Source organism: Singulisphaera rosea (assembly GCF_054877945.1).
The window spans coordinates 142,003-165,687 of the sequence record NZ_JBTYIP020000010.1 but is presented as its reverse complement, the minus strand read 5'-3'; the positions used below and the strand labels follow the sequence as shown (position 1 = coordinate 165,687).

Here is a 23,685-nt window from a genome sequence, read left to right as displayed (position 1 = left end):
CGTCGCGTTGCGGGTCATTACACTGGAATGACCCACGAGTGGCGAGCGGTCGGGGGGCGGATGGCGACCATCGATCCGGAATTCCTGGGCAAGGTGTTCGATGAGCACGCCCCCGCGCTGGTGCTCTACGCTCGGCAGTGGTGCGCGACGCCCGAGGACGTGGTCCAGGACGCCTTCGTGAAGCTGGCCAGGCTGCGGGACCTGCCCGAGCGGGTCCTCCCTTGGCTCTTCCGCGTCGTGAGGAACGCGGCGATGAACGCGGGCCGGGATGCCCGGAGCCGCAGGAGGCTTGAGGCGCGGTCCTCGGGCGCCGCCTGGTTCTCGTCGGACGACGAGCGGATCGACGCCGACCACGCCACGGCCCTGCTCGCCGAACTGGACGCGGAGACCCGCGAGGTCATCATCGCCCGGTTCTGGGGCGGCCTCAAGTTCGAGGAAATCGCTCGCCTGCAAGGCTGTTCCGTCACCACCGCACACCGAAGGTATCAGGCAGGATTGACCCTGCTCAACGAGAGGCTCGAAGGCCGATGGACACGTCAGGATTCGACCCCCAGCGCGACCTGAATGACCTGGAACGCCCGCTTGCTCGACTCCGGCCGGCCTCGGTCGGCCTGAGCCGGGAGCGGATGCTCTTCGAGGCCGGACGCGCCTCGGCCTCTGCCGAGCACCGACGATCGGCCCTCGCCTTCACCTCCGCCGCGTTGTCGGTGGCCGTCGTCGTCCTGGGTGGCGTCCTCATCCATGAGCGTTCCCGTCGGCAGGCCCTCGAGCTCGAGCTTGCCGCGCTTTCCAAGCCTCCCACCCCCAGCAGGCTCGGGCAGGACTCTCCTCCGCCGGTCCTGATGGCGTCGGCCGTGGAGGCCTCGGACAGCTACCTCATGCTCAGCCGACGGATCCAGGCCGAGGGGATCGAGGAGCGGAGCCCCTCCGCGGCCGCCAACCCGTCGGACCCTCCTCAGCCGGGCCCGAATCCTGTAATCGCCCCGACCCGCGTCCGAGACGCATACCCCTCGTTCGAGTTCTGACCTCGATCCTCGGTACCCGCCTTAGGGCCGCCAATCCGTCGACGTGCCGCGGCACGGACGTTCGTCGTCCGTACGCGTCGAATCCCGTTCGTCCTGATAATTCGATGTTTTTACGGAGAAAATGTGATGCAAATGAGAGTGCGAATGAGTTTCGCGTTGTCGATCCTCGGATTGATCGCCGGGTCGCCGGCCGTCGAGGTTTGGGGAGCTCCACCGAAGCCCAAGGAGTTGACCATCCATCCGTCGCCAGCCCCGTCCGCGGCGCTGGGCCACAGGCTGCTTCCGCTGGAGTCAGAGCTCAACCCCGGGGATGCCGCGCCGATCTATCTGCGGCTGACCGGCGAAGTTCTCCCCGAGAAGCTTCGCGAGCTGGGAGACAAGCCGAAGGCCTGGCTCGATCTCCCCCTCGAGACTTTCCCCGTGGCGGAGGCGCGGGCGTTCGTCAACGGCTGGGCTTCGAGGATCGAACAGGTCGAGTTTGGTGCGAGGAGGCAGACCTGCGACTGGAACTATACTTTGCCCGAAGAGAGGGACCACTCCCCGGAGATCCTGCTTCCCGACATCCAGATGATGCGGACCTGGGCGCGACTCCTGGCGCTCAAGGCTCGGGTCGAGATCGTCGAGAAGAAATTCGACGACGCCGCCCGGACGATCGAGACGGGGATCGCCTTCAGCCGGCACCTGAACAATGGGCCCTTCTTGATCAATTCGCTGGTCGGAATGGCCTCCGCCCACGTGCTGCTCGAAGTGGTCGCCGAGTTCGTGGCCCAGCCCGGGGCGCCGAACCTGTACTGGTCGTTGACGGACCTGCCCCGCCCCCTGATCCCCATCCGAGGCGCCCTGGCCCACGAGTACAAGCTCTGCGAGTGGCTTCTCCCCGAGATGACGGACCTCGATCGTGAGCGCACCCCGGCCGAATGGGCGTCGAGGGTCGCCAGGCTTCACGCTCGGCTCCTCGACATCCGGGCCAGGTACAAGCTCGAAGACGTGGCCAAGCAAGGCGAGACCCTGGCGGCCTTCCGCGAGTGGGTCCTGCCGGGGGCCCGTGAATACCTCAAGACACGCCTCGGCAAGCTCGACGGCCTGAACGATGACCAGATGATCCTGCTCTTCTACGGCCGGCGGTTCCACGAGCTTTACGACGACAACTTCAAGGCGGCGACGCTCCCCTTCCCCGAAGCCGAGTTCTTCCACAACCAGGCTTCGCGCCGTCTTTCCGAGGAGAAGGATGGTCCGCTGTGGGTGTTTAGTCGTCTCTTCCCGGCCGTCATCTCCGGCCATCGGGCCGAAGTTGTGCTCGACCGCAAGGTCGCCGCACTCCGGACCATCGAGGCGTTGCGGCTACACGCCGGCGTGAAGGGCCAGCTTCCCAACTCACTCGACGAAGTGGACGTGAAGCTCGCCCCGGTTCCGCCCGATCCGTACTCCGGCAAGCCGTTTGAGTATCGCCTCGAAAACCTTGGCGCGACCCTCATCGGCCCCGCTCCCCAAGATGCCTTCCGGCTCGAATATCGGCTTACGCTCACGAAGTGAGTCGGCCGAATCGAACGCTCGGGTCGCCGGGTGGCGGATGCTGATCGTCGGCTTCCGCCCTCCGAGCTTCGCTGCCAGCCTGGCCTGGCAACCTCTGTCGCGTTTACCGTTCGTCTCGGGTCATCGCGTAGCGTTGATCGCCGCGAGCCCTCCGGTCGAGGTGAGGTTGACGGCTGCGAGGCTGGCGGGATTCATGGGTTTCTCGGCGTCCTGAACGAGTGAGCTATGCTTAAATGTGGCCGGGCCGGTGGGCAAGCCGGTTTGGGTCGATACCTTCGCGCTCCGAGCGGCGATTGCCACGAGGGGCCACCCGGGCTGGGCTTCGGAGCCGGATCGGGGTGGGCTTGACCGGTTCATCGCCACCGAGGGCGAGGGGGTTGACGATCAACGGGGCGTTGGCATTCGCAACGGAGATCGAGGGCGAAGGAGACGTCTTCTTTGAGTCCGAGGTCTCGAGGTTCGCGGGGGAGTTGTTCGTCGGGGGAAGCGCCGGGGCGTTGGGGATCGCGATGGCTTTGGTGGTGCCGGTGATGAAGATCGTGCCCTGGGCGTCGGCATTCAGGCTGGTCGACAAGCCGTTCACGATGATTTGATACTGCTTGCCCGGTTGGAGGTCGACCAGGAGCTGGCTCGTTGGCAGGGTTCCGGCGAGCGTGTAGGAGATCGTCGAGATCGTCGCCGGGAGCACCCCGGACTTGCCGAAGAGGACGAGTGCGCCTCCCATCTCCGCCCCTTCCATCATGCCGTCAGCGCTCTTCACTTTCACCGCGGGTGCCATGCTCTTGGCAGACGAGGGGGACGTCTGGAACACGGTGGTGTAGTCTACGTTCAGAGCCGCGGTGGTATTGTTGGTGTCGACTTCGTAGAACGGGTGGGGATCGTAGCCGACGGGGTTGATGAGGTTCCCTTTGCCGTCGCGCTGGGTGTTGAAGGCGTGGAGGGTGGTGGTCAGGGCGGAGTCCGAGAACGTCTCTCCGAAGAGCTTGCTCGAGCCGACCTGTTCGACGAACGTGTTGCCCGAGACCGTTGGCGCATTCAGGAAGACGACGAATGATCTCTTAGAAAAGTGGATCTTACCTCTGGGAGTTCCAGGACTCAAGGATTGCCCAGGCGATCCCTTCGGGGCGGCCTTTACGGGAAAACCTTCTGAACTGGATGAAAGCCGAGAGGATGGAGGCCGGAGGATTGGCGGGGACGGCGATGGAGGCGACGCTGGGGATGTTGGGCAATGCTGAAGCCACCCGGATCCTTGAGGAGGGTGAGAAGCTGATCGCGAAGGCCAAGGAAAAGGGCGAGGACGAGGACGAGGAGGCCCTCGGTCGGCGGGTGCTCGCGGAGGCCGTCCAGACGCAGATCGACCCCATGAAGAAGAACTACGCCAAACAGGCGGCGGAATTGGCCGAGAAACGTCTGCAACGGGATGCGGCCGAGAAGCCGTTCCTCATGGCCAAGTGAGCGTCATTCGAGGGCGCTGCCTCGCCGACTTCTTGGCGACGACCTCGACGAAGTGGAGCCTGTCGCGGCCCTCTGGCCCGACTTGGTCAGCCTCGTCTACCGTGACAGCCCCCGTCGAGCGAGAGCGGATTTCTCTCGCATTACATACGGAAAATCTCATCCTCACGGGAAATACTATTATTTGTTTTAAGTTGTGAAAGATCAATCGCTTAATCCCGCGGGGACCGTGGGAATGAGACATGAATCCCCGATGATGAACGCTGCTGAAGTCTAGAGGTCCTTGGCGAACGCGAGTTTTGCCCCGATTTGTGGGTACTGGATCACGGGGACCGTGGGAACGAGCGTGTGACTCGCTTACGATCGCGCGTCAGTCACACTCAGATGGGCGTGTGCCATGCGAGCGAGATCCGCTCCAGGGAGAAACGACGAGGCGGAACGCGATCTCGCGCGGTTCCGTGCCATGCTCGCCCGAAGGCGATCGCTACCTGGAATTGGTGATCACCCTTGGCAAGGCGCGGGCCACTCGGCTGGCTCGTGACGGTTCAGGCTGTGGACGTGCCCTTGACCTCGACCTCGACCGGGACGGCGACCCGGACGGCGCCCGGGAGGATCTCGACCTCGACGGGGGTCTCGCCGATGATTTCGCCGTCGGCCTGGACCGGTAGGGGATGCTTCGTGGAGATAACCACTCGGTGCGTGACGGCGAGGTATCGGACGTTCGGGTTCCGCTTATGCTGGCCGAGGAGGACGTGCCAGAAGATCCCGAGGTAGTGCCAGACTGTCCGGGCGCGGACGACACAGACGTCGAGTCGGCCGTCGTCGGGCTCGATACCTGGCCCCCAACGGAACGGAGGCTGGCCGAGGATCCCGCTGTTGGCGATCACGATCTGCGAGGCCCTCGGGCGGGTCGACTTCCCGTCGGCCTCGAGCGTGAAGGGCCGAGGCTGGAACCCGAAGAGGTTCCGGAAGGCGGTCCAGAGGTAGGCGACGCGGCCGAACCGACGCTTCGACTCGCGGTCGGTGTCCCGGATCATGATCGCGTCGATGCCGATGCCGACCTGGGTGAAGTAGCAAGATCCGGCGACCCGCATCGCATCGATCGCCTTGATGTCGAAGGGCCCCGCCACGAGCCGGCAGGCTCCTTCGTGGTCGACCGGGATCCCCAACTCGCGGGCCAGCACGTTCGCCGTGCCGAGCGGGATGATCCCCAGCGGCGTCTCTGTCCCGACCAGGCCGTTCGCGACCGCCGAGACGGTGCCGTCGCCACCGGCGGCGACCACCAGGTTGAAGCCCCGATCGATCGCCCCGTGGACTAATTCTGAAATCGATTCGTCTTTGTGGGTTTCGTGGATCTCGCAGAGGGCGTCGGAGGTCTCTCTGTCCTCGCCCTCGCCGGAGAAGAGCCGGCCGAGGATGTCGCGCAGCTCGTCCGTGGTGCCCCGGCCCGCGGCCGGGTTCAGGATCACGAAGGCCCTTCGCGTCCGGGTCGTCGAGAGGCTTGTCAAAGGACACTCCCATGCGAGATCAATGGGTGATGGGGGGGACCGCATCAGGCCCGCGAGGGCGCGTACGCCTTGGCAATCCTCAACGGCTCACGGTGCCGTCGGCGAGCGGCAAGCGAAATCCTGTGGCCTTATCCGTTTCGGCCCCAGTTTCGGCGCCGGCCTTGCTTTCAGCAAGGACCAGCTCGATGTCCTGCAAAACCGAGTCCGCCGTGAGGAATTCGAGGTTGTAGATCTCGCGTTCCCGCCCGAGGGGATCGACCAGGAAAATCCTGGACGGGTGGTCGAGCACGCCGGTCGGTCCGACCTTCGCCCACATCCCCCAGTCGGCCAGGGTCTTGTTCAAGGTCTCGGCCGGACCGGTGAGGAAGTGCCAGGCCGCGAGGTCCGCGCGGTGGAGCCTGGCATAGTTGTCGAGCACCTCGGGCGTGTCCCTCGTGGGGTCGAGGCTGATCGAGACGAACTCGACGTCGGTCCCCCAGCGATGGCCCTTCTGGAGTGCCGTCTGGATCCGACCGAGGCTGAAGGTCGTGGCCGGGCAGGTCCCGGTGCAGGTGGTGTAGACGAAGCTGACGAGCACGGCCTTCCCTCGCAGGCGGGCGAGGTCGAACGGGTTCTTCGACGAGTCGGTGAGGTTGACGGCGGGGGCCGGCCCGATGTCGGCGAGCCGGCTCTTCTTCGGGGACGCGTCCGAGCGAGGACCTCGACGACGTGCCTCAAGGAACTCATTCCAGAGCTGATCCACGCTCGTTCCCGTCAATTCTTTGAACGTGGCCTCGGTGCAGGTCCCTTTGCGGAGGGCCTGGTTGAGCTCGTCGATGATCCCCTTCCGCTTCGACTCCTCGAGCCAGGCGAGGAGGGAGGCCGCGGGTTGATAGCCGTTGCGGTAGCTCGACCGTTTCGGGTCGAATCGCCGCCCGCCCGACTTCGGCTCGAACTCCCAGTAGCGGATGTAGTCGGCGATACCCTCGACGACCCAACTGGGGCGGTACTCCGGGTACGACTGCACGACATGGACGAGCTCGTGGATGACCATGCCGAAGTCGTCCGGATGCTCCTGGACCCATTTGGCGCTGATCTCGATCTTCGACCCCGAGGTGCCCGCGACACCGTCCATGTCCTTCTTGAACGCGAGCGTCACCGACCTGGGAGGACGGAAGCCGTCCGTCTCGAGCATCTCGGTGATCTTCGGATACCAGGTCTCGCAGAGGGACTTGGCCTTCTCACCCCAGGCCGTCAGCTCGGGGACCTCGGAGACATCCAGTCTGACCCGCACCGCCGGCGCCTTCGGGTCGTCGGCCCGGGCCGACTTGCCTGGGCCGAGGTTTGATCCGAGGAGGAGAGCGAAGATGAGAACGTTGCGACCTCGAGCCATGTTGTTTCCTCTTGGGAGGGCGTCTGCGCGTGACCCCGACACTCCGTCCGGGACCCCGTGATCGCCTGGCGTCGCGACCTCCCCTGCCCTCGTCCATTCGTTCGGCAGGGGATCAAGACGCTCCGAGATCTCCGATCGTAACCACGAGCGAACGCTCCCGAAACACCAATCGACTCGTCCTTCGCCCCGGCCGGGCGGCGACGAGAGTTGCTCACGCCTACGTTCGCGAGCCCGGGTCGAGGGATGCGTGTCGTGAGAATCGTCGAGAAAATGCGTTACTGAAACGGAAGGGTTCCAGGGAAGCCGACTCGGGTTTGATTCCTGTTCGCGGACGCTTCCGGTGACGATAATCAAAGAAGCGGTCGTTGGTCCGTGCGACGACATTCCCGGCCTCCGCCGTTCGGGACGCATGCCATGGTGGATCATGACCAACGCTTCAAGTCGCTCCTGAAGACCTTCTTCGGCGAGTTCTTCGAGACGTTCTTCCCGGTCTAGGCCGACCGATTCGACTTCTCGAGCGTCGACCGGCTCGAGCAGGAGGTCTTCACCGACCCCCCGCGAGGGGAGCGTCGGTCCCTGGATCTCGTCGCCCGGATGTCCCTGCGGCCTGGCGTGCCCCCTCCCGTGGCGACGTCGGCCCCCGTGCCGGATCGCTGCTTGACCTTGATCCACGTCGAGATCGAGTCGCAGGACACCGTGGCGCCGTTGCGTCCTCGGATGCTCTCGTATTACGAGCAACTCCGCCGCCAGCACGGGTTGCCGGTGTTGCCCATCGCGTTGTACCTTCGGGTGGGGCTGGACGGAGTCGGGTGGGACGTCTACGAAGAAATGTACCGGGACCATCGGCTGGTCTCCTTCACGTATGCCTACGTAGGATTGCCGGCGCTCGATGGCGAGGAATACGTGTCCGGCCCCCACCTACTCGGCGTGGCGCTGACGGCCTTGATGCGGGTGCCAGCATCTCGTCGGGCGTTGGTCCACGCGGAGGCGTTGCAGCGTCTGGCGGAGGCGCGAGAGAATGACTACCGCCGCTATCTCCTGCTGGATTGTCTGGAGGCCTACGCCAGTCTTGACGATGTGCAGGCGGAAGAGTTGCAAACGCTACTACGGACCGAGCCGTATCAGGAGGCCCAAGCCATGGCGATGACGACGTTCGAGAAGGGCCAAGAGCAAGGCGAACGAGGCTTGCTCCGGAAGCAGCTCGAGGCCCGTTTCGGTCCGCTGAACCCTGGGGTCTGTCAACGCCTCGACAAGCTGGACGTCGAGAAATTCGAGGCAATAGCGCTGGCCGTGTTGACGGCGAGGTCGCTCCAGGAATTGGGTTTGGAGGATGTCTGACGGGACCTCCCCCTGGACTGGCCGGACGAGGTGCAGGCGGTAGAGTTGCAAACGCTAGTGCGGACCGATCGCTATCGGGGGCCCAAGCCGTGGCGATGACGACGTTCGATCGGGGTTTCCAGCAAGGCTTCCAGCAAGGCCAACGAACCTTACTCCGGAAGCAACTCGAGGCCCGATTCGGTCCGCTAAACCCTGGGGTCATCCAACTCCTTGACGATCTGGGCCCCGAGAAACTCGAATCGTTGGCGGTTGCGATTCTGACGGCAGAGTCATTCCATGAATTGAATTTCAAAACGTGAATGATTTTGGAATGTTTGAATTGCGTGGCGTGGGTGTCCTTGCCGATCGATGGCAGTACCGTCGAGGCATATGGATTCCGGGGCAACTCAAATCGGCAAACGAAGTTGATGCTCACCCCCGGTGTGGTTCCCGAAAGACGAGAGGGTCACGCCGAGTAGCCGGATTCCTTTGCTGACGGGGAAGAGTGGCTCGAGGAGCGCGAAGGCGATGGCCTCGATGACGCTTTGGGTCGCGATCGGAGCGTCTTCCGTACAACTTCGGGTGACCTGCTGGAAGTCCGCGTACTTGACCTTGAGCGTAACCGTGCGTCCCCGGAGTATGGATTCCTCGCAGTGGGCCCACGCCTTGGCGATGAGGGGGGCGAGCGCCTTCTTCGCTTCATCGAGGGTGATGAGATCCACAGGGAACGTCGTCTCGGCTCCGACCGACTTGCGAATGCGATCGGCGCAGACCGGGCGTTCGTCGATCCCTCGCGCGAGGGCGTAGAAGTAGGAGCCGGCCTTTCCGAAGTGCTGCTGGAGGAAGCTCAGGGTCCGGGCTTTGAGGTCGCCTCCGTGATGGATTCCGAGGTGCTCCATCTTGTCTCGAGTCACGGGGCCGATTCCGTGAAACCGTCCGACGGGCAGGTCTTCGATGTAGCGCGGGCCCATCGTTGGTGTGATGACGAAGAGGCCGTCGGGTTTTCGCTCGTCCGACGCCATCTTGGCGAGGAACTTGTTATAAGAGACGCCCGCGGACGCGGTCAGCTTGGTTTCCGAGCGGATCGCGTCCCGAATCCGCTCCGCGACCTCGGTCGCCGAGGCGACGGCCTTCAGGTTCTCGGTGACGTCGAGGTAGGCTTCATCGAGCGAGAGTGGCTCAATGATCGGTGTATACGCGGCGAAAATCTCCCGGATCTGATGCGATACGGCCCGATAGACCTCGAACCTCGGCCTCACGAAGATGAGGTCCGGACACTTCCGCTTGGCGGTCACCGACGGCATCGCCGACCTGACCCCGAACTTGCGGGCCTCGTAGCTCGCCGCCGCCACGACGCCGCGCTCGCGTGAGCCGCCGACCGCGACGGGCTTGCCCCGGAGTTCGGGGTTGTCACGCTGCTCCACGGACGCGTAAAACGCGTCCATGTCGATATGAATGATCTTACGCCGACGAGCAGGCTTGACTACTCCCGGCAGGTCGAGCGTGGTACTACCTCGTTCCCAACTCTCTTGCTCCGGCACCGCCATCTCGCCAAGAGGCCGCGAGGCCACCCTCACTGATCAACCCGCTCGTGTCGTTGCACCTGCCAATGAATCTACCTGACGAGTGGTCGTGCGTATACCGAAATTCTCTGTGGCGGCGCCCGGTTGTGTCGTAGGTTCCTTGTTTGGTTGTTGCACAGTCTTGCCGGCGTCACGGACTGACGGTGGGGAATCGCTCCGGTCTCTGCGCCCGTCGACGCAGCAGAAGATTGTCTGTTCCAGCCTTCCGTCGGAATTCATGGGAACGAGGCGGATCCGAAATCGGTGTCGGCTTGTATCCTTGAAGCCGATTCTGGTCGCAGATTCGACTACCGACGTCGCGGTAGGAGTCCTTACCTGCGAACTCGATCCTCCAGCGCCCATCAGAGACTCAATCCAAGGCGTTCGTGTAGGCCTCGACCAGGAGTTGCCGCACGTCGTCGGGGTTGGCACTACGCATAAACTCGTTGGAGAGTTTGGAAAACCAAGCAGAGTCGCAGATGTGCTTGGTCGCCGCCGCCTCGTCCGCGATGTTTCGGGGTGGATCAGGAATGAAGTCATTACGAAACCGATGCTTCAATTCCGCCACCAAATCTCGGCACGCGGCCCACCAGGTCAGGCGTCTTGCCGCGGCGGCAAGGAGATCTTCGATCTGGGACACCGATCGTTTGAGGTTATTCAAGGCACAAGCCGCGAGAGCGGAAGGATCGAGCAGGTAGTTCTCGATCTCGTGGACAGGCAAGACGAATGTGCGAAACGTCTTGCCCGGGGTAAACCAATGGTTCCGGTTCGTCGGACGGAAGTCTCGATCGAGCAGGCCGAACACGGTGGGAAGGCCAGCGTTCTCGGCGTCCTTGACGGCGGCATGAACTCCTTCATTACCCCCAGCGATGAAGAACGCAACGGCCGGGTTGTCGTTCCATACCACGGAAAGGTAGGAGCGGGTAAGCTCGTCCTCGACCCAGAGGTTAATCGTCCCGCGGTACAGAGAGGCACGGGCGACGTCGCGGGGCATTCGGGGATCACGCCTCGGCGCCGACGGGCCGCCAGAGTCGAGCCCGCGGGTCGTCTTCGGGGACCAAGACGTGACGCTCGTACGACCGAGCTGCGTCGTCGATCTCGGGCGAGTGGGTGGGTGGCGACGATGAACTGGGCCTTCGGTTGGAGTCGGATCAGGCTCCGCAGGATTGGCCGGTGCCATTGCGGATCGAGGTGCAGTTCGGGCTCGTCGATGAACACGATCCCTTCGCGGTCGTCGTTCAACACCAGGGCCGCCAGGAACAGGAAGGGCTCCAATTGCCCCGCGCTGAGATAATCGACTTCCAGCCGTTCTGAGCCAGGCCGATCGTAGAAGAGCTCGAAGGCACCGATGCCTTCTTGGTCGGACTCGACAAGATCAACGACAAATTTCCCCGGGGCTTCGGTGTAGAAGTCGGCCCACGCCCGGTTGATCGACTCCATCCAGTCGTAGTATTGCTCGAGCAGGTTTTGCTGACGGCCTGGAAAAGAGGCCGACGGCCCGGCTTGCCCGGCCCCCCTTCGGTCCCACGACAAGGTTGTCGCCGCCGGCCGCGATCAGGGCCGCTTCGAGGACAGCCGTCTTACCGGAACCGTTCGGACCCGCGAGCACGACGAGTTGATTGGGGTGGCCGTCGGGACCGCGAAAATCGAGGTCGAGTTGGTCGATCCCCCGGAAATCCCGGATCGAAAGCGAGGCTAACGCAAGAGAGGGGGACGCCACGGGAATTTCCTCGCGAGTGTAGGAATGAGACGTGGCTGGATTGCCAGCTTACAACTCGCAACCTTTTCTTGGCCTAACATATCCGGCGTGATTGAGGCGATCCGTCGTGGGCGGGCAGAGAATGCTCGCCCCCTTTCAACCGCGACCCTTCGCACTTCTCGTCGTTGCCGGAATGGGTCGGCACGAATGGCCCGACGGTGCGAAACGGGACGTTGGTGACTGGGAGCAAGCCGGTTGCGTTCATCAGTCGACGGGGCGAGTTCGGAGGCCCTGCACGAGGTGCCGTCGAGGCGTGTGCCGATGGGCAACCGCGACATGCTCGGCCGGGTCGCCGGGATATACTTCAAGTCGGGGAGGGCCGCCCCCCCGGTCTTGAAACTTGCTATCCGCGACAGTGGGCGCCATTCGCCGCCAGGCTCCCGCACCGGTTGCGGATCGACTCGGGCATGCTCTCCGCGATCTTCGCGCCAAAGCCTATCAATTGATCAGCATATCGTGACCTCTTGCTGGACCGGTCGGGAGATGGTTGAGGTCGACGTTGAAGAACGGGTCGACCTTCATCCCGTCGGGGCCGATGTGGACGAGGCGGATCCAGAAGCGGCCGGCGTGGTCGAGGGTGCTCAAAAGGGAGTTGGTGACGTACATCCGCTTCCCGTCGAACGTGTTGTGCATCATGTTCGGCTGGACGCCCGGGGAGACGGTGCTGACGAGCTTGGGGGCGTCGGGGTCGGCGACGTCCCACTGCTGGAGGAGGTTGTCGCCGAAGCAACTGACGAAGAGGTAGCGGTCGTCCGGGCTCTGGCGGAGGTCGGCGGGGAGGGCGCCCGTGCTCGCGACTTTCTTGAACTCATACGAGCCCTCGGGCCGGGCTCGGAACATCCAGATCGAATTGTCGAGGGCGCAGTTGGTGAACCCGTAGTTGTTCTCCGGCTTGAGGCTCCAGCGCACCTCGAGCGGGGCCAGGCCAGCCTTGGCGACCTGGAGCGGCTTTCGGGCCCTGAAGTCCCAGATGACCATCTCGCTGCCGAAGTCCTTCAGGTCCATCTGCGCCAGGGGTTTCTTGTAGTTCCGCAATGGGGTGAAGCTGCTCGAGACCATCCGGTTGAGGCCGGGCTTGATCGCCACGTCGTAGCCGTAGGGGGCCTCGCTCGGGTTGTCGAGGCGGCGGATGAACTTGCCGTCGTTGGTGAACTCGGCCATCCCCGCGGGGAGTCCGCCATCGGCCGCGCCCAGGAAGTTGATCAGCATCCGGCCCGGTAGCGCGTAATAGGTGTGCGGGCCCGAGAGCCCTGTCTCGGCGGGGATCTGCTCGAGAACCTTCTCGACCCGTGGCTTCGCCGGGTCGGTGGCGACGTCGAGGATCCAGATCCGGCTCGAGAAGAGACTTCCCGCCCAGATCCGCGTCCGGTCGTCGGTGAACCCCCAGTGGTGCGTCTCGTTCCCCTTGCTACCGAGGTCGACGGTGGTCGTGATCGACCCGTACGTCGGGCTATCCGGGTTGACGTCCACCACGGCGACGAAGTCGTTGTCCTTGGCGTCGGCGTCGACGCAAAGGACATACAGGTACTTCTCGGCGCGATCCAGCCGCTTGACGAAGGGCGAGAGGCACGTCTCGGCCATGGCGAACGCCGGCGTCAGGGAAAGGACGAGGGCGCCGAGACAGAGACCGAGACCGCGGTGGCTTGGCATCGAGAATTCCTCCGTGCGACCTGAGGGGGGCTGTCCGACCTCGTGCTTGACGTCAAACCCGGAGAACGTTCGTCAATGGCCGGACGCGAAGGCCGTCGGGCCTTGTTGCGTCGTCGGCTTCTTTCCGGCGCGAGCCGACCCGGGCTCGCCCTATCATCCCCGCCTCGCTCGGGACGAATCAAGGGTTTGCCGCCTCTCCCCGCGCGACCGTCGGTTTCCAGGGCCAGCGTGGGGGCCCCAGGAGGAATGCCCCGAGCACAGAGACGCCGAAGAGGGTGTATGCCACCGTGAAGACCCAGGGTTCCCCCTGGAAGAAGATGAGCCGATGAGCCCAGTATCCGATGAAGGCCCCCGGATAGGTCTCCTGCCCCGCGAGCCGCCGCAGGTGATTCTCCAGCACCGTGAGCGGGCACATCACCCCGACCAGCGCCTGGGCCGCCACGACGCCGATCGCCGCCAGGTGGAGCACGCGAAACCAGAAGTTCCGCACCCATCCCCAGCCAAGGACCAATCCCAGCACGATCGCCCCCATGCCGAGGACCACAAAGGCCACGAAGAACGTGTGGACCACCACCACGATGTCCGCCAAGATGCGTGCCCAGAGCATGCCGACCTCCTGCCTGTCTCTTGTTAGTTCGAAGGAGTCCTTTCCCGAAGACTGGGCATTTGTCGGGAAGTCGTGCCATGCGGATTGGAAAAGATCCAAAAGACCTAGGGCTTTCGAATCATCGGTCCCGTAACGCCCGATGCTCAGGAGTAAACGCATAGGCAGGCCGCGGGACTGGGGAAAGGCGGAGAGAGGAGTTCGTGGCTGGATTACGAGTAATAGATTTCTGGGGGCCTCGGCTTCCCGGTACGGGACAACCCGTCCGGGAAGAAATCATCGCCCCTTGGCTCGCTCTTGAAGATCAGCCAATGGCACAGGAACTGGAAGTACGCCTCGAAGCTATCGAATACCTGACGTTGTCTGATGTCCTCGACCGTCCAGTGCTCGCTATCGGGGGTGGCTTGGTCGAACTCATTGTGATGGATGATGATGAGCGGGTAGTCGCCGGATCGGTCGGGTCGGCTCGTGTCCAGACAGAGTTCGCTCAATCCCGCGGGGCCGTAGGTCAAAGGGATCAGCCAAGGCTTCGTCCGGTATGGCGGACGTTCCTGCCGGAGGACGCACCATTCGAGCCACTCCAGCGGATAACGGGGATCGATGTCGGGGAGGATCCCTTCGTAGAGATCCATGCCGAGGAGTGACTTGAAACGGAGATATTCCTTGAACACGGGGGGAAGGGACGCACCCACGAATTTCTCAAATCCGGCGACCATCCTCTCCGTGATCGGGCTGTCGACCGGTATCCAGGGTGCTTCGCCATTGGCGTCGGGGGGGCCGGCAATCATTTGCTGCGGAGGGCCCTCGAACTGGAAGCCGAGCATTCGGCCTGCGAAGTTTAGCTCCTCTACGCTCAGGATCACCGTAGCAGGTTTGTAGAAACTGGACCTCAGGAAGAGATCCAGAAAGGTCGGAATATTAAGTTTCATAGCACCCAATCGCCAGACATCCGTGAAACGCTCTTTTCGCCTTTATGCGAAGATCTCGTGAGCGACTCGCCCAGAAACGTCGGTGAGGCGGAAGTCTCGGCCGGCGTAGCGGTAGGTCAGTCGTTCGTGGTCGAGGCCCAGGAGGTGGAGGAGGGTCGCATGGAGGTCATGGATGTGCATTTTCTGGTCGACGGCGTAGTATCCGTACTCGTCGGTGGCCCCGTAGTGGAAGCCCGGTTTGACGCCGCCGCCGGCGAGCCACATGGTGAAGCCTTCGGGGTTGTGGTCGCGGCCGTCGGTGCCCTGGGCGGTCGGGGTCCGGCCGAATTCGCCTCCCCAGAGGACGAGCGTTTCGTCGAGGAGCCCACGCGCTTTTAAGTCTTTCAACAACGCGGCGATCGGCTGGTCGACCTCGCGGGAGTTCTTGGTGTGGCCCTTCTTGAGCTCGCTGTGCTGGTCCCACTGCACGAACGCGTCGCTATGAGTGGCCTGCACGAACCGGACCCCGCGTTCGGAGAAGCGTCGTGCGAGGAGGCACTGACGGCCGAAATTCGCCGTGACGGGGTCGTCGAGGCCGTAGGCCTTGCGGGTGGCGGGAGCCTCGTCGGAGATGTCCTCGATCTCGGGCATCTCGGTCTGCATGCGGAAGGCCAGCTCGAACGACTCGAGTCGTCCTTCGAGGGCCTGGTCGGCCCCACCCTGGGCGAGGTGGTCGCGGTTCACCTCTGCGAGCATGTCGAGCTGGAGGCGCTGGAGGTTCGGCGTGATGTGGCTGTTCTTGATGTAGCTGACGCGGGCCTTGTCCGCGGGGATGCTGGCATTCCCCAGGGGGGTGCCCTGGTAGGGGGCGGGCAAGAAGGCCGAGCCCCAGTTCTTGACGCCGCCGTGGGCGAGGGTCGGGCAGATGGTGATGAAGCCGGGCAGGTTGGCGTTCTCGGTGCCGAGGCCGTAGGTGAGCCAGGAGCCCATGCTCGGGCGGACGAAGTTGTCGCTCCCCGTGTGGAGCTTCAGGAGGGCCCCGCCGTGTGCGGCGTTGGTCCCGTGCAGCGAGTGGAGGAAGCAGAGGTCGTCGACGCAGGTCGCCACATGGGGGAACAACTCGCTGACCCAGCTCCCGCTCTCGCCATACCGTTTGAATTTCCAAGGGGAGCCGAGGAGCTTGCCGGTCTCGGCGAACTGGACCCTCGGCTTCGCGAACGGGAGGGGCTTGCCGTCGTCGCGCTGGAGGGATGGCTTGTAGTCGAACGTGTCGATGTGCGACGGGCCTCCTGTCATGAACAGGAAGATCACCCGCTTGGCCCTGGGGGCGAAATGGGGCGATCGGGGGGCCAGCGGATCGGGGGCCGGTACGGCGACCGCCCCAGGGGCTCGCGACTCCCCGGCCAACATCGCGGCCATCGCGAGGGAGCCGAAGCCCGCCGCGCAATCCTGGAGCATCCGGCGTCGGGAGGGCAATCGGGTGGGGGCTTGCATGGCCAGAGTCTCCCGTCTCCGCGTTATCGGATGTAGATAAACTCGTTTGAGGCTACGACAATCTGACAGTAAGCCTGCCAGGCAAGCCGCCGTCCCTTGGCCTCGTCCCCTTCCTCCGGACCCGCCGCAGTCGTGTAGCGATCGACGAATGCCAGGGCCTTGCCGGTTTCGAGGTCCGTCGGCGGTCGCCCGTAGGCTTCCGCGAAGAGAATCCCGACCCGCCCGGCGTCGTCCAGGTCCCCTCGGTCGAGCACGCGACGGGCTAATTGCCCGGCGACGTCGTGGACGAGGTCGCTGTTCATCATGAACAGCGATTGCAAGGCGACCGTCGTCACGGCCCGGTTCCCGCTCATCACGGTCGGGTCGGAGAAGTCGAAGAGCTGAAAGACGTCGTAGACGTTGTTCCGGATGACCGGGAGGTAGACCGCCCGGCGCTTCGAGTCGTAGCGAGTGTGGTCGAGGGACGTGTGGTCGAAGAGGTAGTCGCGGTTCTTGACGTGGAGGACGGGCCCTCGCATCGTCGGATCGAGGCTTCCACCGACGGCCAGGAGGGCGTCGCGGATCTCCTCGGCCTCGAGCCGTCGAGGGTCCCAGCGCCAGCGGAGCCGGTTTTCTGGGTCGACCTGCATCGCCTTCGGGTCGTGAGTACTCCCTTCCTGGTAGGTGCTCGAGAGCATGATGAGGCGGTGCATGGCCTTGATCGACCATCCCCCTTCCACGAACCGGAGTGCCAGCCAGTCGAGGAGCGCCGGGTTGGCCGGCCGCTCCCCGATCGTGCCGAAGTTGTCGGGGGTCAGAACCAGGCCCTGGCCGAAGTGCCAGCGCCAGATTCGGTTGACCATGACCCGAGCGGTGAGGGGGTGGGAGCCGTCGACCAGCCAACGCGCCAGCTCCAGGCGTCCGCTCCGTTCCTTGTCGATCGTCGTCTTCGACGAGGTGAGGACGGTCGGGAACCGCCTCGGGACTTCGTCACCCAGGGTCAGGTGGTTGCCTCGGATCTGGATCCTGGCCGCGACGGCCTTGCCCTCCTTGACCCCCATGATCGTCGGCATCTCGGGCGCTGTCTTTTCCAACTCGGCCAGGGCGTCGCGGAGCTTCTTGAGCTCGGCCTTCGTCGCCTCGGGGTAGAGCGACTCGGGCATCTCCGGGAGTTTACCTCCCGCTTTCGGCTCGGCCTTGAGACGGTCGTTTGCCTGACCGACGACGCGTTCGATCTCGGCTTTGCGTGCCTTCACGGCCGCTTCGTGCTCGGCCAGGCGGGCCTTGTCCTGTTCGGTGGGGGCTGGGTACTCGTGCCACTTCGCGAGCTTGGTGAACGACTCCATCGTCCGGGTGCTCTGGAAGATGCCCGACAGCCCGTAATAGTCGGCGGTGGAGATTGGGTCGAACTTATGGTCGTGGCAGCGGGCACAGCCGAGGGTCAGGCCCATGAAGGCCCGACCGACCGTGTCGATCTGCTCGTCGACGATGTCCATCTCCATCTTCTTCTCGTCGACCTCCGCCAGCACTTTCGGACCGAGCGACAGGAACCCGGTTGCGATCCAGCGCTCACGGGTCTCGGCCTCCGAGGCCCCCGAGGAGAGGAGGTCGCCGGCCAACTGTTCGAGGAGGAACCGGTCATACGGCTTGTCGGCGTTCATCGAGGCGATGACATAGTCGCGATACCGCCAGGCGTTTCCATAGGCGGTGTTCTCGTCCAGGCCGTTCGAGTCGGAGTATCGGGCGACGTCGAGCCAGTGCCTCCCCCAACGCTCGCCGTACCGGGGCGAGGCGAGGAGCCGGTCGATGACCTTGGCGAAGGCGTCCGTCGAGCGATCCGCCAGGAACGCCTCCACGTCTTCGGGAGTAGGCGGGAGCCCGGTCAGGTCGAAGGTGGCGCGTCGGATCAAGGTCCGCTTGTCGGTGTGTGGGGCCGGCCGAAGCCCCTGCTTTTCGAGCCCGGCGAGGGTGAATCGATCGAGCGTGGACGTCGGCCAGGTGGTGTCCACGACCTCGGGGGTGGCCGGCTCCATCGGCGCTTTGAACGCCCAGAACGCCTTGCCTCGTTCGAGGTCGATCCCCCGCGACGATGTGGCGGACGTCGCCCCGGTCCTCGGGTCGGGGGCCCCCATCGCGACCCAGCGGGTCAGCAACGCGACCTCGCGGTCGGGGAGCTTCCCCTTCGGGGGCATCTTCAAGTCGTCCTTGTACCGGACGGCTTCGATCAAGAGGCTCTTGTCCGGGGCTCCGGGCTCGATCGAAGTCCCGAGGTCGCCCCCCTTCTCCCACCCCGCCTTCGTATCGAGCGATAATCCGCCCTGGATCTTCTTGGCCTGGGTCGAGTGGCACGAGTAGCAGCGCTCGACCAGGATCGGGCGGATGTTCTTTTCGAAGAAGGCGATGCCCTCGGCATCGGTCGGCCCGGCCAGGGTCGGGCTGGCGAGCCCCAGTCCCAGGAGGATCGCCAGGGCGAGGCTTCCTAAACGGACCAGGGCCCCGTCCCCTCGCGGCAAATCAAGCTCGGTTCCCAGTGAACGCACCTTGAATACCTCATGAGCTGAACCGAGGACTGTCCAGGGCGGGATGATCCGGGGTGGCGAAGTCGGGCGGTGGACGACGCCAATCCGTCGCGTCGGGGCTCTGGAGAGTTTGTGGCGACCCCTGCGAGAAAGCCGGGAGGCAGGAGAGATCCTCAGGGCCTTGATCGCCACGTTTTAGCATTTCCCAAGAGGGTGAAGTTTGCAAGTCTCGTGTTCGTTGTCATTCTGGAACGCCGTCGTTTCAAACGCTTAAACGTATGCGGGGGGCATGGCCAATCAGATCCTTCAATTCAAGGAATTCAACCCCACGGAATTGAGGATCTCCCGCGAGTTCCTCCAGCGGAAGTCCTTGGCGACCCGGCTCGGGCGTCCCGCATCACACTGCACGGCAGGGCCGGCCGGGAACGTTCGCGCGCGAGTGAATGGGGATCAAGCTCGGTTGATGGAATCGCTCAGGCGAGGAGGCGGCCCGACGCGCCGTCTGCGGCGTGGCAGACGTGGATATCGGGGAGCATGCCCGTTCGCTGTGCATAGCCCTGGCGGACGGATTCGGCGAAGACGTCGGCTCGGGCGGAGTCGACGAGGTTGACGGTGCAACCGGCCCATCCGGCTCCCGAGAGCTTGCCTCCGAGGAAGCCGGGGGCCCCCTCGGCGGCCTCGATGAGGGCATCCAGGGCCTTGGAACTGTTCTCGAAGTCGTCCCGGCTCGAGGCGTGCGACTCCGACATCAAGCGACCGAAGCCCGCCAGGTTGCCCCGACGGAGGGCCTCGGCCCCGCGTCGGACGCGATCATTCTCGGTGAGGACGTGACGGGCCCGGCGCCTTGCGACCGGGTCGAGGTCATCCCAGACCGACGCGAGGTCGTCCAGCGAGATGTCGCGGAGCCAGGAGGCGGCCTCCGGGCCTCGCTTGGCCTGGAAATAGGCCACGACTTTTTCGCACTCGAGCCGTCTTTGATTGTACATCCCGTCGGCGAGCTGTCGCGACGTCTTCGAGTCGCAGACGATGATCGCCGGCGCGGGGTTGCCGAGGGGAAGCCGCTCGTACGCGAGGTCGCGGCAGTCGAGGCTGAGGGCGAAACCCGCGCGGCCGAAGAGGACCGAGAACTGGTCGAGGAGTCCCGACTGGACGCCGACATACGCGTTCTCGCTCCGTCGGAGCGTCTTCGCCAGTGCCATGCGCGCCGAGTCGTCGAGGTCGACACCTTGGCCTACTCCTCCGCCGAGCAAGCCCGCCGCGTTCAGGAACATGGCGAGCGAAGCCTGCAAGCTCGCGGAGCTCGAGAGCCCCGCACCGAGCGGCACGTCGCCGGCAATCACGGCGTCGAATCCAGCCGAGAATCTCCCCTCCCGAGCTTCTTTCAGGGCCCAGACGACACCGCGGACATACCGGCCCCACGACCCCGACTCATCGGCCCCCAGGTCATCGAGATCGAAGTGGTCACCTTGCGCGAAGTTCACCGAACGAGCCCGACAGACGCGCCCGGACGCGGCTCGGCCAACCACCACCGTCACACGGTCGATGGCCGCCGCGAGGACGAGCCCACCGTTATAGTCCGTGTGATTCCCCAGCAACTCCACCCGCGCCGGCGCCTGGGCGTACGCCGTCGGCTCGCCACCAAAGGCCGCCTGAAACGACTCGAGGGATAGGTGCTGGATGGGAGACAGGGCCATTCCGATACCAGGGAGTAGGCAGTAGGCAGTAAACAGTAGATCGGAAAATGGGAGACGTTAAAGGGCGCTTGGTCGTCGTTGTTAAGTGCTCAATTAAAGTAGAAATTGTTTGCCAGTACTCATTAGATCTTCAGTGGACGAAAGTAGGCCGTTGATTTGGAAGGTGTATGAGCAATTGAAAGCCGGTGTTGTATGAGTAAGAAATCGCTAGATTTGGAAGGGTCGTTGGGTGCAGGAAGCAAAATGGCAGAAGATTGTGATGAAAGGTCAGCCAACTCGTGTCGGAGGATTTGTGTGACTAGAAAGAGGTTGTGGTCAAGAGAGACACAGGATTCAATGCACGACCATGCGGACAGTAGACGGAAACTCCGGCGAGACGCCGACAGTAGACAGTAGTTGCGGATCCCGGTGAGAATCGGTCCCTCATCGCAAGCGACGGCAACCGGGGAGTTCCGAAGGGCTCCCTAACCTCCCCTTTCCGACTGCTGTCTACTGTCTACTGCCTACTGTCTACTCCCGATGTCTACTGCCTACTCAAGCCATCGCCGTTCGTCCCGCGGCCTTGAGCAGGGCGGCGGCCTTGTCGGTCGCTTCCCAGGTGAACTCGGGCTCGGATCGACCGAAGTGGCCGCCGGAGGCGGTCTTGCGGTAGATCGGGCGGCGCAGGTCGAGGTGACGGATGATGCCGGCCGGGGTCAGCGGGAAGGTCTTGCGGACGAGCTCGGCGATCTCCGCGTCGGGGATCTGGCCGGTCCCTTCGGTGTCGACGTGGATGCTGACCGGCTCGGACACGCCGATGGCGTAGGCGAGCTGGATCTCGCAGCGCTCGGCCAGGCCGGAGGCGACGATGTTCTTGGCCACGTAGCGGGCCATGTAGGCGGCCGAGCGGTCGACCTTCGTGGGATCCTTGCCGCTGAAGGCGCCGCCGCCGTGACGACCTCGGCCGCCGTAGGTGTCGACGATGATCTTCCGGCCCGTGACGCCGGAGTCGCCGTGCGGGCCGCCGACCACGAAGTTGCCGGTCGGGTTGATGTGGAGGATCAGCTTGGCGTCGACCAGCTCGGGCGGCAGAACCGGCAGGATGACCTCATTCTTGACCCGCTCGACGATCTCGGCGTGCGAGACGCCGGGGTCGTGCTGCGTCGAGACGACGACCGTGTTGATCCGGACCGGGGTCGCCCCTTCATACTCGACGGTCACCTGACTCTTCGAGTCGGGCCGGAGCCAGGGGATCGTGCCGTTCTGGCGCAGTTCGGTGATCCGGTTGATGATCCGGTGCGACAGGGCGATCGGCAGCGGCATGAACTCCGGCGTCTCGTTGCACGCGTAGCCGAACATCATCCCCTGGTCGCCGGCACCGATGTCCTTGCCCTTCTCGCTGTTCTCGTCGACGCCCTGGGCGATGTCGGGCGACTGCTTGCCCAGCGCGACCAGGACCGCGCAGGTCGTGGCGTCGAAGCCCATCTCGCTCGAGGTGTACCCGATGTCGCGCACAACCTGGCGGACGATCGTCGGATAGTCGATCAGCGCCGTGGTCGTGATCTCGCCCGCGAGGCAGACCAGCCCGGTCGTCAGCAGGCTCTCGCAAGCGACGCGGGCGGTCGGATCCTGCGCCAGGATCGCGTCCAGGATCCCGTCGGAGATCTGGTCCGCCATCTTGTCGGGATGGCCCATCGAGACAGATTCACTGGTAAATAAATAGCGGTCTGGTTGAGACACGTAAGGTCCTTTCGTCTCCACGGTGGCGTGGAAAATCTTCCCAATCATCGGCAGGGCTGGCCATCCCTCCCAAACCCGGCGCATTCGAGCGGAAATTCTACCAAAGTGATTCGGGAGAATGTAAGAGGCGCCGCAGCCGTCATAATCGGCAGGGCTCGCAATCGCGCCGGAAGGCCGCGATTCGGGTGGGAATGAACAGATCTCGAGGTTGGTTGCGTTCGTTCGGAAGGTTCGCGGGCCACTTCCTTGCCAAGGTCTGCTGATCCTCGCAAGGATCGGACGGGTCGGCTCGGGGACCCGCAAGTATCGACGGGGTGTTGCCTCAGTTGCTGGGCAGACGAGGCATCGGCGCCTCGCGATCACGCGGGCCCAGGGTTGTCGATGCGTTAAGATCGACCGTCCAGGGCCTGAGCATGTTCCCGATTTTATAATGACTATGCGGGCGTTGCCTAGGGGGTGGCGAGGAATCGACGCCCTTCGCGGTCCGGCTTCGGGACGACTCAGGCCGGTCGACCCGCGTGCTCGGGTTGGGCCTTGTGGATCTCGGCGGCGATCCCGAACGAGTGGACGCGCGCCTGGTGGTCGAAGATCTGGCCGGTGAGGATGAGCTCGTCGGCATCCGTTGCGGCGACGATCGCCTGGAGCTCTCGGCGCACCGTCTCGGGCGACCCGACGGCGGAGACTCGGGTCATCCGGTGGATGTGCGCCCGCTCGGCGGAGCTCCAGAGTTCGTCGATGTCCTCGACGGGCGAAGGCAGCGGGCCGGGGCGGCCGCGGATGAGGTTGAGGAAGGCTTGCTGGAGCGACGTGAAGAGGCGACGGGCCTCCTCGTCGGTCTCGGCGGCGAAGACGTTCACGCCGACCATCACTCGAGGTACTTCGAGCGATTCCGAGGGCTTGAAATAGCGGCGATACAGAGCGAGTGCCGCGTCGAGGTAGTCCGGCGCGAAGTGGGAGGCGAACGCGAACGGCAGACCCAACTCGGCCGCGAGGCGGGCGCTGAAGTCGCTCGAGCCGAGCAGCCAGATCGGGACGTCGAGCCCTTCGCCGGGGACTGCGCGGACGGCCTGGCCGGGGGCCGCGGGGCGGAAGTACGACTGGAGCTCGAGCAGGTCCTCGGGGAAGGTGTCGCCGCTCCCTCCTGACTTCCGGCGGAGGGCGTACGCTGTCCTCTGATCGCCGCCGGGGGCTCGTCCCAGCCCGAGGTCGATCCGGCCGGGGTAGAGGGCCTCGAGCGTGCCGAACTGCTCGGCGATCACCAGGGGGGCGTGGTTCGGCAGCATGATCCCGCCGGACCCGACCCGGATCTTCGACGTCCCCCCCGCGATGTGGCCGATCACGACCGAGGTCGCCGCGCTGGCGATCCCCTGGATGTTGTGGTGCTCGGCCACCCAGTATCGCTGGTATCCCCACGCCTCGGCGTGTTGGGCCAGGTCGAGCGAGTTCCGGAAGGCCTGCGAGACCGACCCCCCCTCGCAAATCGGGGCGAGGTCCAGGACCGAAAACGGGACGTCGGCGAGGTCTTTCATCCGAATCGCTCCGGGGACCGAGGCTCCCGCCCTTGAGGGTGGGCCTCAGCACCGGCCGCCC

21 protein-coding genes and 1 pseudogene are annotated in these 23,685 nt (G+C 64.3%); 7 read left to right on the top strand and 15 right to left on the bottom strand.

What is annotated here, in order from left to right:
* Positions 1-60: 60 nt before the first annotated feature.
* The 3 genes from ACYOEI_RS18670 to ACYOEI_RS18660 all read left to right on the top strand — a co-directional run bounded on the left by ACYOEI_RS18670 (position 61) and on the right by ACYOEI_RS18660 (position 2,558).
* Positions 61-564 carry an RNA polymerase sigma factor gene (locus ACYOEI_RS18670; protein WP_462851059.1) on the top strand — a complete coding sequence of 168 codons (504 nt, stop codon included), beginning with the start codon at positions 61-63 and terminating at the stop codon, positions 562-564.
* Positions 528-1,025, top strand: a complete 498-nt coding sequence (locus ACYOEI_RS18665; protein WP_462851058.1) for a hypothetical protein — start codon at positions 528-530, stop codon at positions 1,023-1,025. Before ACYOEI_RS18670 ends, ACYOEI_RS18665 begins: the two co-directional genes overlap by 37 nt.
* Before the next feature lie 144 nt (positions 1,026-1,169).
* Positions 1,170-2,558: a hypothetical protein gene (locus ACYOEI_RS18660; protein ID WP_462851057.1), complete on the top strand. Its 1,389-nt coding sequence runs from the start codon at positions 1,170-1,172 to the stop codon at positions 2,556-2,558.
* Positions 2,559-2,787: 229 nt separating this feature from the next.
* On the opposite strand, the gene ACYOEI_RS18655 is transcribed toward ACYOEI_RS18660, so the two are convergent.
* A complete protein-coding gene (locus ACYOEI_RS18655) occupies positions 2,788-3,657 on the bottom strand; it encodes a hypothetical protein (RefSeq protein ID WP_462851056.1) in 870 nt (289 codons plus the stop codon).
* 56 nt (positions 3,658-3,713) lie between these two features.
* Here ACYOEI_RS18655 and ACYOEI_RS18650 point away from each other — a divergent pair, with 56 nt between their 5' ends.
* Positions 3,714-4,013: a hypothetical protein gene (locus ACYOEI_RS18650; RefSeq protein WP_462851055.1), complete on the top strand. Its 300-nt coding sequence runs from the start codon at positions 3,714-3,716 to the stop codon at positions 4,011-4,013.
* A gap of 542 nt (positions 4,014-4,555) precedes the next feature.
* Here the strand turns inward: ACYOEI_RS18650 and ACYOEI_RS18645 are convergent.
* Together ACYOEI_RS18645 and ACYOEI_RS18640 are read right to left on the bottom strand one after the other, a co-directional pair.
* Complete coding sequence (locus ACYOEI_RS18645) at positions 4,556-5,518, bottom strand: diacylglycerol/lipid kinase family protein (protein WP_462851054.1); 963 nt, start codon at positions 5,516-5,518, stop codon at positions 4,556-4,558.
* Positions 5,519-5,597: 79 nt separating this feature from the next.
* On the bottom strand, positions 5,598-6,890 hold the full coding sequence (locus ACYOEI_RS18640) for a basic secretory protein-like protein (protein WP_462851053.1): 1,293 nt from the start codon (positions 6,888-6,890) through the stop codon (positions 5,598-5,600).
* 372 nt (positions 6,891-7,262) lie between these two features.
* Here ACYOEI_RS18640 and ACYOEI_RS18635 point away from each other — a divergent pair, with 372 nt between their 5' ends.
* The 3 genes from ACYOEI_RS18635 to ACYOEI_RS18625 all read left to right on the top strand — a co-directional run bounded on the left by ACYOEI_RS18635 (position 7,263) and on the right by ACYOEI_RS18625 (position 8,527).
* Complete coding sequence (locus tag ACYOEI_RS18635; protein WP_462851052.1) at positions 7,263-7,385, top strand: hypothetical protein; 123 nt, start codon at positions 7,263-7,265, stop codon at positions 7,383-7,385.
* Positions 7,386-7,484: 99 nt separating this feature from the next.
* On the top strand, positions 7,485-8,228 hold the full coding sequence (locus ACYOEI_RS18630) for a DUF4351 domain-containing protein (RefSeq protein WP_462851051.1): 744 nt from the start codon (positions 7,485-7,487) through the stop codon (positions 8,226-8,228).
* 95 nt (positions 8,229-8,323) lie between these two features.
* Complete coding sequence (locus tag ACYOEI_RS18625; protein WP_462851050.1) at positions 8,324-8,527, top strand: DUF4351 domain-containing protein; 204 nt, start codon at positions 8,324-8,326, stop codon at positions 8,525-8,527.
* An 87-nt stretch (positions 8,528-8,614) separates the two neighbouring features.
* On the opposite strand, the gene dinB is transcribed toward ACYOEI_RS18625, so the two are convergent.
* The 12 genes and pseudogenes from dinB to ACYOEI_RS18565 form a co-directional block, all read right to left on the bottom strand.
* Positions 8,615-9,748, bottom strand: coding sequence for a DNA polymerase IV (gene dinB / locus ACYOEI_RS18620; protein WP_462851049.1), 1,134 nt, complete (start codon positions 9,746-9,748; stop codon positions 8,615-8,617).
* 391 nt (positions 9,749-10,139) lie between these two features.
* Positions 10,140-10,763 carry a hypothetical protein gene (locus ACYOEI_RS18615; protein WP_462851172.1) on the bottom strand — a complete coding sequence of 208 codons (624 nt, stop codon included), beginning with the start codon at positions 10,761-10,763 and terminating at the stop codon, positions 10,140-10,142.
* A 176-nt stretch (positions 10,764-10,939) separates the two neighbouring features.
* A pseudogene (locus ACYOEI_RS18610) lies at positions 10,940-11,209 on the bottom strand (AAA family ATPase); the annotation flags it as partial.
* A complete protein-coding gene (locus ACYOEI_RS18605) occupies positions 11,145-11,489 on the bottom strand; it encodes an AAA family ATPase (RefSeq protein ID WP_462851048.1) in 345 nt (114 codons plus the stop codon). The pseudogene ACYOEI_RS18610 and the gene ACYOEI_RS18605, both read right to left, overlap by 65 nt.
* Before the next feature lie 477 nt (positions 11,490-11,966).
* Complete coding sequence (locus ACYOEI_RS18600; RefSeq protein ID WP_462851047.1) at positions 11,967-13,178, bottom strand: selenium-binding protein SBP56-related protein; 1,212 nt, start codon at positions 13,176-13,178, stop codon at positions 11,967-11,969.
* A 178-nt stretch (positions 13,179-13,356) separates the two neighbouring features.
* Positions 13,357-13,785 (bottom strand): DUF2784 domain-containing protein, encoded by a 429-nt coding sequence (locus ACYOEI_RS18595; protein WP_462851046.1) that lies wholly within the window; start codon positions 13,783-13,785, stop codon positions 13,357-13,359.
* Between the two features lie 209 nt (positions 13,786-13,994).
* Complete coding sequence (locus ACYOEI_RS18590) at positions 13,995-14,711, bottom strand: SMI1/KNR4 family protein (protein WP_462851045.1); 717 nt, start codon at positions 14,709-14,711, stop codon at positions 13,995-13,997.
* 42 nt (positions 14,712-14,753) lie between these two features.
* Positions 14,754-16,184 carry a DUF1501 domain-containing protein gene (locus tag ACYOEI_RS18585; protein ID WP_462851044.1) on the bottom strand — a complete coding sequence of 477 codons (1,431 nt, stop codon included), beginning with the start codon at positions 16,182-16,184 and terminating at the stop codon, positions 14,754-14,756.
* 23 nt (positions 16,185-16,207) lie between these two features.
* A complete protein-coding gene (locus tag ACYOEI_RS18580; protein ID WP_462851043.1) occupies positions 16,208-18,703 on the bottom strand; it encodes a PSD1 and planctomycete cytochrome C domain-containing protein in 2,496 nt (831 codons plus the stop codon).
* A 452-nt stretch (positions 18,704-19,155) separates the two neighbouring features.
* Entirely contained in the window at positions 19,156-20,376 is a 1,221-nt protein-coding gene (gene galK, locus ACYOEI_RS18575; protein ID WP_462851042.1) for a galactokinase, read from the bottom strand.
* 534 nt (positions 20,377-20,910) lie between these two features.
* Positions 20,911-22,050: a methionine adenosyltransferase gene (metK, locus tag ACYOEI_RS18570; RefSeq protein WP_462851041.1), complete on the bottom strand. Its 1,140-nt coding sequence runs from the start codon at positions 22,048-22,050 to the stop codon at positions 20,911-20,913.
* A 545-nt stretch (positions 22,051-22,595) separates the two neighbouring features.
* The gene (locus ACYOEI_RS18565; protein ID WP_462851040.1) at positions 22,596-23,624 is read right to left on the bottom strand and encodes an LLM class flavin-dependent oxidoreductase; all 1,029 of its coding nucleotides are present in this window, start codon (positions 23,622-23,624) and stop codon (positions 22,596-22,598) included.
* Positions 23,625-23,685 lie beyond the last annotated feature (61 nt).

Excerpts from the sequence above, each read along its gene's own strand:
- ACYOEI_RS18670 (WP_462851059.1), top strand. The coding sequence starts at position 61 with ATGGCGACCATCGATCCGGAATTCCTGGGCAAGGTGTTCGATGAGCAC.
- ACYOEI_RS18665 (WP_462851058.1), top strand. The coding sequence starts at position 528 with ATGGACACGTCAGGATTCGACCCCCAGCGCGACCTGAATGACCTGGAA.
- ACYOEI_RS18660 (WP_462851057.1), top strand. The coding sequence starts at position 1,170 with ATGAGTTTCGCGTTGTCGATCCTCGGATTGATCGCCGGGTCGCCGGCC.
- ACYOEI_RS18650 (WP_462851055.1), top strand. The coding sequence starts at position 3,714 with ATGAAAGCCGAGAGGATGGAGGCCGGAGGATTGGCGGGGACGGCGATG.
- ACYOEI_RS18640 (WP_462851053.1), bottom strand. The coding sequence starts at position 6,890 with ATGGCTCGAGGTCGCAACGTTCTCATCTTCGCTCTCCTCCTCGGATCA.
- ACYOEI_RS18630 (WP_462851051.1), top strand. The coding sequence starts at position 7,485 with ATGTCCCTGCGGCCTGGCGTGCCCCCTCCCGTGGCGACGTCGGCCCCC.
- ACYOEI_RS18625 (WP_462851050.1), top strand. The coding sequence starts at position 8,324 with ATGACGACGTTCGATCGGGGTTTCCAGCAAGGCTTCCAGCAAGGCCAA.
- ACYOEI_RS18615 (WP_462851172.1), bottom strand. The coding sequence starts at position 10,763 with ATGCCCCGCGACGTCGCCCGTGCCTCTCTGTACCGCGGGACGATTAAC.
- ACYOEI_RS18600 (WP_462851047.1), bottom strand. The coding sequence starts at position 13,178 with ATGCCAAGCCACCGCGGTCTCGGTCTCTGTCTCGGCGCCCTCGTCCTT.
- ACYOEI_RS18595 (WP_462851046.1), bottom strand. The coding sequence starts at position 13,785 with ATGCTCTGGGCACGCATCTTGGCGGACATCGTGGTGGTGGTCCACACG.
- ACYOEI_RS18590 (WP_462851045.1), bottom strand. The coding sequence starts at position 14,711 with ATGAAACTTAATATTCCGACCTTTCTGGATCTCTTCCTGAGGTCCAGT.
- ACYOEI_RS18585 (WP_462851044.1), bottom strand. The coding sequence starts at position 16,184 with ATGCAAGCCCCCACCCGATTGCCCTCCCGACGCCGGATGCTCCAGGAT.
- galK (WP_462851042.1), bottom strand. The coding sequence starts at position 20,376 with ATGGCCCTGTCTCCCATCCAGCACCTATCCCTCGAGTCGTTTCAGGCG.
- metK (WP_462851041.1), bottom strand. The coding sequence starts at position 22,050 with ATGGGCCATCCCGACAAGATGGCGGACCAGATCTCCGACGGGATCCTG.
- ACYOEI_RS18565 (WP_462851040.1), bottom strand. The coding sequence starts at position 23,624 with ATGAAAGACCTCGCCGACGTCCCGTTTTCGGTCCTGGACCTCGCCCCG.